Raw genomic sequence first — 12,213 nt, 5'->3', positions numbered from 1 at the left:
TGTAATGAAGTCAATGATATCATATTGATTTTAATTATTTGAACGAGCACTATTTGTGCGATTATCTGTTTCTGCAAGTTGAACCTCTACCGTTGTGGACTTGCCATCGCGTTGAACCGTCAACGTCACAGTATCGCCTGGTTTTTTCTCTTTGTAGAGGTAACCACGTAAGTCCGAATCATTTTCGATAGATTCATTATCTACTTTAGTAATGATATCGCCTTCTTTTAAATCAATGTTTGAACGTTGAACTTCAGCAACATATACACCTTTATCCTCGTCTTGATTTTCACGTAGGCGTTCTGGAATATCTGCTACGTTAATCATACCAATACCAATGGATGGACGTTTAATTTCGCCATCTTTAACAAGTTGTTCAATAATCGTTTTTACTTCGTTACTTGGGATAGCAAAACCAATACCTTCAACTTGTGGAGATGCTATTTTCATAGAATTAATACCCACAAGGTTACCATTAATATCGACAAGTGCACCACCTGAGTTACCTGGGTTGATTGCAGCATCTGTTTGAAGGACAGTGACTTGATTACTACCTTCTGATGTATCAGCTTCAATAGTACGTTCGCTCGCTGAAATAATACCGGAAGTCACCGTATTTGCAAAGTCTAAGCCCAATGGATTACCCATTGCAAAGACGCTATCTCCTGTTTGAACCTTGGATGAGTCTGCAAATTGAATGGCTTTAATGTCATCGGTATTTTGTATTTTTAATACGGCTATATCTGTGAGTGCATCTGTACCTACTAATTTCGCATCAACTTGTTTTGAGTTATGCAATTGTACTTTTAAAGAAGATGCACCTTCAATGACATGATTGTTTGTGACGATATAGGCATCTTTGCCACTTTTTTGATAGACTACACCAGAACCTATACCAGAAGGCTCAGCTTCTGTAGATTCACCTCTTAATAAGTCTCTCAAACTTGTCGCTTTTTGTTCATTAATAACACCGACAATAGAAGGTGACTTATCTTGAATCATTTGATTAACACTATCATAATTGTCGCTTTGACCATCAAGTGTACTACCTCCATTTTGGTCTTTTGCGACATTGACTTCAGAACCTGATTGATTTCCAAAGTTAGGTATAAAATTGGATAATGCACCCGTGAGTCCTAAAACAATCAATGCACCAATTAAGCCAGAAACGAGGGAAATGAGACAGATTTTCAACCAAGGTAGTTTAGGTTTATTCGGAGGGGGTGTACTTCGGTGTTCGAAATTCGAACTTGATGGATCAGTTTGGTTAGATGATGGGTTAAATTGTTCATTATCTTTCATAAAATGCCTCCTTCAGTCATATTATGATAGCTTTTATAAAATTTTACCAGTAACTTACTATCATACTTTAGACTTAATTATAAGATGACGATACTTGTTGAAAATATAGGAAAGTGATAAACTTTAGAAGATTAATCAATGTAAAGAGTAGGTGAAATTGTGTTATATCATATCATCGGAACAGTAATCAAATGGATTGTGGTAAACTTATTTAAAAATCTTGAAGTATTAGGAGAGAAAAATAAACCACAACTTTATCGCTATTTGGTAACTTGTAATCACGAAAGTTATAATGATGTTATTCTTTTAGGTGTAGCATTGCTGCCCAACCAAATTCATTACATGGCAAAACAAGAATTATTTGAAAACAAATGGTTTGGAAAATTATTAACTGGTTTAAATGCTTTTCCTGTTAATCGTGAAAACCCAGGCCCAAGCACATTAAAACAACCGGTCAAATTATTAAATGCTAATAAAACTGTAGGGATTTTCCCAAATGGACGTCGTACAACAGAGGAGGTACCTTTAAAAAGAGGTGCTGCGACGATTGCTTTATTAGCGAAAAAGCCAATTTTACCGGCTGCTTATGTGGGTCCACATAAAATACTAGGTATGTTAAAAGAGAAAGCCTATATTAAATTTGGTGAACCTATTGATGTGACTCAATTACCATCAGGACTTAAACGCCAAGAAAAAGTGGACTATATTACATCACTGATTAACGAAAGAACAAAACAATTACAACAAGAATTAAATGAATATGTTAAAGGTTCAACAAAATAAAAACATTAGAGATTGAAAAATAGGGCAAAAATGAGTGTGAAATCAATGGGTGTAGCATTTATTTTTGCCCTAATCTTTTTGCTAAATAAAGTGATTGTACAAGTAAAAAGATTATGGTACAATAAAATTTCAGAAAATTCGCTTCATTCGGAGGTGCAACATGACAAAATCGATTTTATTTGATGTTGATGGGGTCTTTTTAGATGAATCCCGTTGTTTCGATGTCTCGGCATTAACTGTGTATGAATTATTATTTAGTGAATCATATTTAAACTTAGAATCGGATATATCTTTTAATACATTAACTGATGAAGATATTCAATCAATTCGTAGAAAAGTATTTCAACGTGATATTATATTAAATTATTTGAAATCATTGGGTATTAACTCAAACTGGGACATGCTTTTCGTAGTATTTGCAGTACATTTAACTGCGATATTACATGAACTTCCGGAAGACGAAAGAGAATCATTTTTAACAGATAGTCAATTTAATCATCAAACTTTAAAACGTTTAGGTGAAAAGGTGGGTAACTATTCAATAGAATTTACCAAGCCATTTGAACTACTACTCCTCGCAACTAACGGAAAAGATGCGATTTATGAGGAGTTAAAAAATTATGTTTCAATATATCTTCAAACAGATTCAGTAGCCTTATTTGATATGCATAGTGCACTTTGGCAACTTTGCCAAGAAATTTATCAAGAATGGTACTTAGGAACTGAACTTTATGAAAAGGTAGAAAATAAATCAGCAAAAACAACCTTTAAAAAGGGATATATTTACCAAGAAAAAGTATTAGCTGATGTGACCGCAATTCAACGCTTACTTAAAACTTTAAGTGAAAAAGGTTATACATTAGGACTCGCAACTGGAAGACCACGTACTGAAACGATAGTACCATTTAAATCTCTAGGGTTATTAGAATACTTTGAGGAAGATCATATTGCGACGGCATCGGATGTTTTAGTAGCTGAACAACAATATCCTGATTTAAAGCCATTGGGTAAGCCTAATCCTTTTACTTATATTGTGTCTTTTTTAGGTAATCAATCAGATCATTATAAGGACTATGCAACAAACCAAAACAATCGTTTTTCAAATGAAGCTATTACGATTGTCGGTGATTCTTTAGCTGACTTGTTTAGTGCTCAAACGTTAGATGTCGACTTTATAGGTACACTAACTGGATTAAAAGGGGAAAAGGCTGCAGAAGAATTAAAAGAACACGGCGCCACAACGTTAGTTTCAAATGTTTTAGATATAGAGCAGTATTTAATTTAATACTATAAATCAGCACCCAAGTCGGATATTCGCTTGGGTGCTTTTTAACTAACTTAAAATGAATGAGGCATTATTGTTTTAATGTAACTTGGGTAATGTTTTTAAAGCCGTCAATCGTAAGTAGTGATGCCTGGACAGACTTTTCAACATTGTGATCAACTGACAAAATCATCATAGCATTACCACCAATTTGTGTGCGCCCTAAGTGCATTGAAGCGATATTTACCCCGTGCTCTCCAAGTATTTGTCCCGTTTTTCCGACTGTTCCTGGTTTATCTTGGTGGTTAATCACTAATTGATAGGTTTCAGGTTTAAAATCAACTGGATAATCGTTAATTCGTACAATACGAGGACCAAAACCATTAAGGACAGTTGCTCCAATTTTAACAACATCTTCTTTATTAATCAGTTCTAGTTCGATATAGTTGCTAAATCCTTGTTTTTTCTTTGTTTTTTCAATTGTATAGGTAACATTTTGTTCGTTGAGTAAAACGAGGGCATTGATAAGATTCACATGATCGCCTAAATCTTGTTTAAGCACACTCTTTACAAGTGTTCGCGTAATTAAACTTGTATCATCCAGTGCGATATCACCAGCATATTGAATCTTTAATGTTCTAGGAGCTTTAGTCATTAATTGAATACCAAATTCTCCTGTGGTTTGTGCTAAATCAATATAAGGTTGCACCTCTTCATCTTCTTTAAAAATAACCTTTGGTGCATTCACCGCATGTGTTACATTTTGATGTTTAATAATTTCAATAATCTCTTCTGAGACAGAAACAGCAACTTTTTCTTGAGCTTCAATAGTTGAAGCTCCTAAATGCGGCGTTACGATAATCTTAGGATGTTTCACAACTTTCGCCTCGGTAGCAGGTTCTGTTTCAAAAACATCGAGTGCTGCACCGGCTATTTTATTTTGATCAAGGACCTCTACTAGAGCAGCTTCATCAATGATGCCTCCGCGTGCAACATTAATAACACGTAAATTGGGTTTTGCTAAATTAAAAAAGTCTGCCCCGATTAGGCCTTTTGTTTTTTCTGTCAAAGGGGTATGTACAGTAACGAAATCAGCATGTTGTGCAATTTCTTCAACTGTAGCTCTAGTAATATTTAGCTCTTTTGCTTTATCTTCAGACAAATAAGGGTCATAAGCTAAGACGCGCATACCAAAACTTTGAAGGCGTTGAATAATACCTATACCAATACGACCAGTACCAATCACACCGAGTGTTTTATGATAAAGTTCGGTACCCCGAAATGCTTTCCGATCCCATTCGCCATTTTTTAAAGAATGATGTGCTTGAGGAATATTTCGAGCCATACTTAAAATCATTGCCACAGAATGCTCAGTAGCTGAGATTGTATTCCCATCAGGAGCGTTAATGACGATAATACCATGCTTTGTAGCTGCCTCAACATCAATATTATCGACACCGACACCTGCTCGAGCAATGACTTTTAAGTTTGAAGCTTGCTCGATAATCTTTGATGATATCGTTGTTTGACTACGCACAATGATAGCATCATAATTCGCTATCATTGATTGCAGTGTTGCTTCAGTTAAACCTGTTTGCACTTCAATTTGAAAATCTGAATCATCATATAATGCTTTTAACCCATCTTCAGAAATAGGGTCAGCAACAAGAATTTTATATATCATTATGTAAAACCTCCATAAACACTTTAGTTGCAACACCAATATATTGAGATTGTCTGTACTCTGTTAAAATCATTTCTAAACTCGCAAAGAAGGGGAGTAAATCAAATGGGGAAATAAAACCCATGTGTCCCACACGTAAGATATGATTTTTCAATTTACCTTGACCACCCGCAATAACGATATTAAAATCAGATTTTAACTTTGATTTAATGTGTGCGCATTCGTCCTCATTATTTGGGATAAATGCAGTCACTGTTGGTGAGGCATAAGTATCTTCTGTGAGTAAACGTAAATCTAAAGCAACTAATGCTTTTCGTACTGCACGCTGAATCTGTTGATGTCTTTGAACTACTTGGTCCAATCCTTCTTCTTGGATCATCTGACAATAAGCATTGACACCTCTAAAAGCTGACACATTTGGTGTGAAAGGTGTTGAGTTTTGTTGTTGTGCGTTTAAATATTGGTTTAAATCTAAATAAAAGCGAGGTGTTTGGACCGCTTTAAAACGCGTTTTTGCTCTATCATTGTAAGCAACAAATGCAATTCCTGGCGGTAACATCAGTGCTTTTTGACTTCCTGAAACTAAGACGTCTATATGATCTCTAGCCATATCAACATCAACTGCACCAATACAACTAACGCCATCTACCACAAAATAAATAGCGTCATCATAACGATGCAATGCACGGCCTAATTGAGCTACAGGATGGAGTACACCTGTTGATGTTTCGCAATATTGAGTGAACACAGCTGTGATTGGCACATTAAGTTGTTTAATTGTATTCACGACCGCTTCGACATCAAATGTATGACCCCATTCAATATTAATAACATGCACATTATCAAAATAAGTTTCAGCAATTTTTTGAAATCTCAAACCAAAAGCGCCAGATACGATGACTACAATATGATCGTCTTTTTCTACTAAATTTACCATACTTGCTTCAAGTGCACTTGTACCACTTGAAGTTAAAATCATCACATCATTGTTAGTGCCAAAGATAGGTTTTAAATTTTGAAAGGCAGATTGGGCAATTTCTTGAAAGTCAGATGAACGATGTCCAACCATCGGGGCATTCATTGCTGTTTGAATGTTTACAGGAATTGGAGTAGGCCCTGGTGTTAGTAACAAAGAATGGTATGTATATAACATAGTATGAACCTCCTTAAACTGATGTGTTTCATTTTACCAAATTTTCAGACAAATATATAGTGTAAAGTTTCAGTTAAAAGTGAAGGAAAGGGGTTTGCTCATTAAGTAATGGGTTAAATACGTTGGTAGAAACACAAGTATGAAAAGAGTGAGGTTGGGACAAAGAAGTATAGATGTTATTGGATACCTAATAATAGTGTCCAAAAATCTTATCCCAACCTTTTGTTGAAGTTTAATACGAGCATAGGGGGGAGTCTCTTATTTGATTTCTATTGATGGTTTTATTTGAATATCGACATTGCCTCTTAAACTGTTTGAGACCATACAATGCTTATCAGCTATCTCAATAAGACGTGTTATTTTACGGTCCATTTTTTGTTGTGCTATTTCGTTATTTACAATTATAATAGGTTGGTGAAGAATGTGTTTCATTTTAAAGTAACCATTTTCAAAAGAGGCAGTGCCTATACTGTGTACCTTAAGATGTTCAAATGGAAGATGAGCACGTTCTAATGTTGAGGCAAGAGAGATTGTGATACAACTTGAGGCAGCACTGATGAGTAACTCATCTGGATTTGTGCCTTCACCTATACCTCCTAATTGTTCAGGGATAGAGACAGAGTGATTGAGAGTATCGCTTGATACCTTTCCAGAGCTATCACGTCCTCCTTCCCAATTGGTGTAAATATGAAAATCATGTTCAGCCATACATTATGCCTCCAATTACAATATGATATGTTAAGTTTAATAAGGATTAAGATAAAAAGAAAGGAACTTGTCTATGAAGTTGGAGAAACCTCATAAAGCGTTTAAAACAATAGCACATCGGGGGATGTCAAAGCAATTTCCTGAAAATACACAAAGTGCTTTTATCGCAGCATTAAAACAAAATATCGATTTTATTGAAATCGATGTACATAGAACTTTGGATCAACAATTAGTCGTTATTCACGATGATACGATTGATCGTACTTCAAATGGAAAGGGGAGTGTAAAAGATAAAACATTAGAGGAATTAATGACATTTAATTTTGGTAAAGGTCCACAAACAGAAAGCATTCTTACATTTGAGGCGCTTCTAAAGTTAGCTAAAGATTATAATAAATCAATATTAATTGAAATTAAAAAACCAGACCTTTATCCAAATATTGGGGAACAGATTTTAGAAACCATAGATAGTCAGCACTTTCCGCGTCAATCTGTAATTATTCAATCATTTAATCAACCAATTATCAAAAGACTCCACCAATTGGATCCCAATTTACAATTAGGTGTGCTAATCAGTAGACGCAAATACTTCTTTAAAACAATTCCATATAAAGAAATCGCGCAGTATGCAAACTATGTTAATCCGGATTATCGCATCGTTAATGAATATTTAATTGATCATGCGCATCGTCATCAGCTTAAAGTATTCCCTTATACTGTAAATACTGTAAAAGATGCCAAGCCATTGATTGATTATGGGGTAGATGGATTGATTTCTGATTGTCTAGATGACTTATTCCACTTATAAAACAAAGCTAGTATAATCCAACGTAATCATAAAGGATCATACTAGCTTAAATGGAATGATACAGTTTTATTATTTTAATCGGTCATATGCACCGATAGCTACAGCTAAGTCATAATAAGAGGCACCGACACTTTTAAAAACAGTAATGTCTTCATTTGAGCGTTCAACATCTTTAGCTTCGACAAGCGATTGTAAAGTACCATTGACCTCTTCAAACTTAAAAATACCTTCTTTATCAGCATTGATAAACTCTCCAGCTTCTTCTTTAACACCTTCTAAGTCATCAAAAATAACAGTTTGAGCTTGTGGCAGTAAGTGGTAGTCAATCTCTTGCATATCAGGTCTATATGAACCGATACCATTAATATGCGTTCCTTTTTGAACGTCCTTAGCATCAAAAACGGGTGTTGCTGACTGTGTTTGACAATTAATAATATCAGATTGTTTAACCAATTCAGTAACGTCCGTAACCACCGATACTTCTAAATCAGGATGATGTTCATTAAGGAACTTTTGGAATTGCTGTGCTTTTTCAGTTGTGCGATTATAAAGTATAACGTGTTTGATTGCACGCACTTCGAGATTACCTAGTAACTGCTCGTAAGCCATTCCGCCTGTCCCTATAAGTCCAAGTGTCGTAGCATCTTTACGGCTAAGATATTTTGTAGCAATACCGCTGAGGGCGCCAGTTCTTAAACGCGTTAAATAGCTACCATCAATACTTGCGACATGCTCACCCGTTTCGATATTAGTCATAATAAGATTTGCTTGTGTTGTCGGACGATGATGTTGAGGATTAGAGGGTGTAATCGAAGTAATTTTAATCATGCCCATTTGTTTATTGTAATGAATGGCCGGCATATACAACATAGATTGTGCACCTTCGCCAGTAGGAATGACTTGTCGTGAAACCTGACTCACATCATCTAAGTTGTTTAAAATGGCTTCAATATCATTAATGGCATGGTGCATGTGATAGACCTCTTTTACGGTTTGTTCATCATAAACTTTCATTTTATACCTCCTTTAGGTAAGGGGAGATTGGAAATTGAATTGATATTTCATCAATAATCACGTATTATCTCCCAATCTCAAGTTTTACAATAGTGAAATCTCTCTGTTACCTAAAGTATATGGAAAGAAAAGTGAAATGTAAAATAAAGGCTGAGGCTTGAAAGGAAAGAAGATATAAAAAAACCAAGTTTGCTAATGCAAACTTGGCATTTTGGTTTAACAACTTAACGAGAGTAGTACTCAACGATTAATTGTTCATTAATTTCAGCAGGTAATTCGCTACGTTCTGGTAAACGAACGAAAGTACCTTTTAAGTTATCAGCATCAAAGTCTAAGTAATCAGGAACAAAGTTGTTGATTTCAACTGATTCTTCGATTACTGATAATTTTTGAGATTTTTCACGTACTGAAATTTCTTGACCAGGTTTTAAAGTATATGATGGGATATCCACACGACCACCATCTACTAAAATATGACCGTGACCAACTAATTGACGTGCTTGACGACGAGTACGTGCTAAACCTAAAGAATATACAACTGCATCTAAACGGCTAGCAAGTAAAATCATGAAGTTTTCACCATGAATACCGCCTTGGTTACCTGCAATTTCAAATGTGTTACGGAATTGACGTTCAGTCATTCCATATAAGTAACGTAATTTTTGTTTTTCACGTAATTGTAAACCGTATTCAGTTAATTTTTTACGTTGAGTAGGACCGTGTTGTCCTGGTGCATATGGTCGTTTTTCAAGTTCTTTACCAGTACCTGATAAAGAGATACCTAAACGACGAGATTTTTTCCAGCTTGAACCTCTGAATCTAGCCATTAGAGATTCCTCCTTTTCTTTTTTGTTGTTATGAAAAAACAAAAAAGAGTGTTGTATGCTCGGTGGGGTATAATGTTTTATGTGTCATCACCTCATAGCTACGGTTACACGACACGTCCACTCTGGGAACATCATAGAGCCTATCAATATACAACTGCTATTTTCGTTTATTCACACAAAGGTCATTATAGCATGGTGGTATAATTTGTCAATCATTATTTTACTATTTTTCTTAGAGATGTTTTTCTAAAATGGCCACCACTTGCTTTAAGCCTGCTTCATCATGCTGAGAAAAGCGATTTGTAATAGGGGCATCAATATCTAAGACACCCATTATCTCTCCATTTTGATAGATAGGTAAAACAATTTCTGATTGACTCATTGCATCACAGGCAATGTGACCAGGAAATTCATTGACGTCATCAATACGTAAGACTTTAGCTTCAGAGACTGCTGTTCCGCAGACGCCTTTACCGATAGGAATATGGACGCAAGCAGGTTTACCTTGAAAAGGACCTAATAATAATTCGTTTTGTTTGATAAGATAAAAGCCTAACCAATTAATATCAGACATAGACTCATTTAAAAGCGCAGACGCATTACTTAAATTAGCAATTAAATCTGTTTCTCCTTCAAGTAGTGCATCAAGTTGACGTGCAATTAAATCATAATTAATCGTTTCCATCTTTCCACTCCTATCTTGTTTTAAATATTTAAAACTATTATAAAGACCGACGAAATGAAACGCAATTGTTAGTTTGATTATCAAAACGAAAGAAGTTACATTTTCTTTTAATTTTTCATTTTAATGCACCGAAGAATTACGTTATAATAAGCGTATGTACATAGGAGGAGTCGAGTAAACATGGCATTATATATCATATTAGCAATCATTATTATTCTTCTCATTATTATAGGTATATTATTTTACATGCGTTCTAGTAAACGGTCGATGATTCAAACGGCTGAAGAACGTAGACAAGAACTAAATTCAATATCGTATGATAATAGTCTTGAAAAATTAAATAAATTAAATTTATCGGGAGAAGCTAAAGAAGTCTACGATGATCTAAACCAAAAGTGGACAACAAGCTCAAACGATCTTTTAGTGCCTGTAGATGAGAAAATTCACGAAGCGGAAGTAAGTTTAGATAAGTTTAAATTTTCTCAAGCACAAACTGAGATTGATGATGCACATGCTTTAATGGATCAGTTTGAGCAAAACTATCAAAATTTAACAGAAGAAGCTGAAGATGTGTTTAAAATGCACCAAGAAAGTGACGTAATATATGAAGAAACAAAAGCAACACATCGAAAAATGAAGCGAGACGTGCTTGCAAATCGTCATCAATATGGTGAAGCAGCTGCACCTCTTGAACAAGAGATTGAAGCGTTTGAACCAGAAATTGACTCATATGAGACGATTAAATCAGAAGGTAACTATCAAGAAGCGCATCAACACATTAAACAATTGAACGAAGATATCCATTACCTTAAAGAAGATATGCAAGAAATACCTGAATTAATTCGTGAAACTCAAAAAGAATTACCAGGTCAATTTCAAGATATTAAATATGGTGTGCGTGATTTAAAAGTTGAAGGTTATGATTTAGATCATGTCAAAGTGGATAGCACGCTTCAAGATTTGAAAACAGAACTTAGTTTTGTTGAACCGATGATTAGTCGCTTAGAATTGAAAGAAGCGAATGAAAAGTTAGAAGATATTAACCAAAAGCTAGATGAAATGTACGATTTAATCGAACATGAAGTAAAATCTAAAAATGCTGTTGAAGAATCAAAAGAACGTATTACAGATGATCTGTTTTATGCTAAAGATATGAACTATACTTTACAAACAGAGATCGAATATGTACGCGAAAACTACTACATCAATGAAAGCGACGTTCAAAGCGTACGTCAATTTGAAAATGAAATTCAAAATTTAGTCACTGTTTATGATGAGATATTATCAGAAATGTCTAAGTCAGCAGTTCGATACAGTGAAGTTCAGGATAATCTAAAATATATTGAAGACCATGTCAGCGTTATTAATGAAAAACAAGAAAAACTACAAAATCATTTAGTCTCCTTACGTGAAGATGAAGCAGAAGCAGAACAACATATCTTACGTGTCCAAAGTAAAAAAGAAGAGATTTATCGTAAGTTGTTGGCTTCAAACTTAACGAGTGTTCCTGAACGTTTCATTATAATGAAAAATGAGATTGACTATGAAGTAAGAGAAGTCAATAAACGTTTTAGTGAACGTCCGATTAATGTGCAACAATTAAAAGACAAAGTCAATAAGGTCGTACTTCAAATGAATAAATTTGAAGATGAGGCCAATGACGTATTAATTAATGCAGTTTATGCTGAAAAATTAATTCAATACGGTAATCGTTATCGTAAGGATCACCACGATCTTGATAAGAGTCTAAATGAGGCAGAGCGCTTGTTTAAAAATAACCGATATAAACGTTCAAGTGAAATTTCTGAACAAGCTTTAGAACAAGTTGAGCCAGGTATTTCACAGTATATCGAAAGAGAAGTCATGGAATCACAATAATGTTTATTAAAGAGTAGAGCTTACATGAAGCTCTACTCTTTTTATGAGTTTAAAATGATTTATAGAGAGCGAGATTCTAAAGTATTGACGCTTAATTGAAAATCATA

The 12,213-nt window shown here is 34.7% G+C and carries 11 protein-coding genes; 4 read left to right on the top strand and 7 right to left on the bottom strand.

The features are described from left to right. Positions 1-30: 30 nt before the first annotated feature. On the bottom strand, positions 31-1,302 hold the full coding sequence (locus ACEE93_RS05575) for a S1C family serine protease (protein ID WP_449155731.1): 1,272 nt from the start codon (positions 1,300-1,302) through the stop codon (positions 31-33). A 159-nt stretch (positions 1,303-1,461) separates the two neighbouring features. On the opposite strand from ACEE93_RS05575, the gene ACEE93_RS05570 reads away from it, so the two are divergent. Beyond that, positions 1,462-2,085: a lysophospholipid acyltransferase family protein gene (locus ACEE93_RS05570; RefSeq protein WP_449155730.1), complete on the top strand. Its 624-nt coding sequence runs from the start codon at positions 1,462-1,464 to the stop codon at positions 2,083-2,085. Between the two features lie 160 nt (positions 2,086-2,245). After that, positions 2,246-3,370 carry an HAD family hydrolase gene (locus ACEE93_RS05565; protein WP_449155729.1) on the top strand — a complete coding sequence of 375 codons (1,125 nt, stop codon included), beginning with the start codon at positions 2,246-2,248 and terminating at the stop codon, positions 3,368-3,370. 70 nt (positions 3,371-3,440) lie between these two features. Here the strand turns inward: ACEE93_RS05565 and serA are convergent, their stop codons facing one another. From serA to ACEE93_RS05550, 3 genes are all read right to left on the bottom strand, one after another. After that, the gene (gene serA / locus ACEE93_RS05560) at positions 3,441-5,033 is read right to left on the bottom strand and encodes a phosphoglycerate dehydrogenase (RefSeq protein WP_449156442.1); all 1,593 of its coding nucleotides are present in this window, start codon (positions 5,031-5,033) and stop codon (positions 3,441-3,443) included. Next, a complete protein-coding gene (locus ACEE93_RS05555; protein ID WP_449155727.1) occupies positions 5,023-6,186 on the bottom strand; it encodes a pyridoxal-phosphate-dependent aminotransferase family protein in 1,164 nt (387 codons plus the stop codon). The genes serA and ACEE93_RS05555 overlap by 11 nt, the downstream gene beginning before the upstream one ends. Before the next feature lie 258 nt (positions 6,187-6,444). After that, positions 6,445-6,894 (bottom strand): SACOL1771 family peroxiredoxin, encoded by a 450-nt coding sequence (locus ACEE93_RS05550; RefSeq protein WP_449155726.1) that lies wholly within the window; start codon positions 6,892-6,894, stop codon positions 6,445-6,447. Positions 6,895-7,018: 124 nt separating this feature from the next. Here ACEE93_RS05550 and ACEE93_RS05545 point away from each other — a divergent pair, with 124 nt between their 5' ends. Then, entirely contained in the window at positions 7,019-7,702 is a 684-nt protein-coding gene (locus ACEE93_RS05545; protein ID WP_449155725.1) for a glycerophosphodiester phosphodiesterase, read from the top strand. Positions 7,703-7,771: 69 nt separating this feature from the next. Here ACEE93_RS05545 and ACEE93_RS05540 read toward each other — a convergent pair whose 3' ends face one another. The 3 genes from ACEE93_RS05540 to ACEE93_RS05530 form a co-directional block, all read right to left on the bottom strand. Next, complete coding sequence (locus ACEE93_RS05540) at positions 7,772-8,716, bottom strand: ornithine cyclodeaminase family protein (protein ID WP_449155724.1); 945 nt, start codon at positions 8,714-8,716, stop codon at positions 7,772-7,774. A gap of 224 nt (positions 8,717-8,940) precedes the next feature. Next, the gene (gene rpsD, locus ACEE93_RS05535) at positions 8,941-9,543 is read right to left on the bottom strand and encodes a 30S ribosomal protein S4 (protein WP_449155723.1); all 603 of its coding nucleotides are present in this window, start codon (positions 9,541-9,543) and stop codon (positions 8,941-8,943) included. Between the two features lie 232 nt (positions 9,544-9,775). Beyond that, entirely contained in the window at positions 9,776-10,228 is a 453-nt protein-coding gene (locus ACEE93_RS05530; protein ID WP_449155722.1) for a GAF domain-containing protein, read from the bottom strand. A gap of 180 nt (positions 10,229-10,408) precedes the next feature. On the opposite strand from ACEE93_RS05530, the gene ezrA reads away from it, so the two are divergent. Then, positions 10,409-12,106 carry a septation ring formation regulator EzrA gene (ezrA, locus tag ACEE93_RS05525; RefSeq protein WP_449155721.1) on the top strand — a complete coding sequence of 566 codons (1,698 nt, stop codon included), beginning with the start codon at positions 10,409-10,411 and terminating at the stop codon, positions 12,104-12,106. The last annotated feature ends 107 nt before the right edge of the window (positions 12,107-12,213 follow it).

It is taken from the genome of Staphylococcus sp. 11262D007BW (assembly GCF_053547815.1).
The sequence above is the reverse complement of the archived record's forward strand: the minus strand, read 5'-3'. Positions and strand labels throughout refer to the sequence as shown.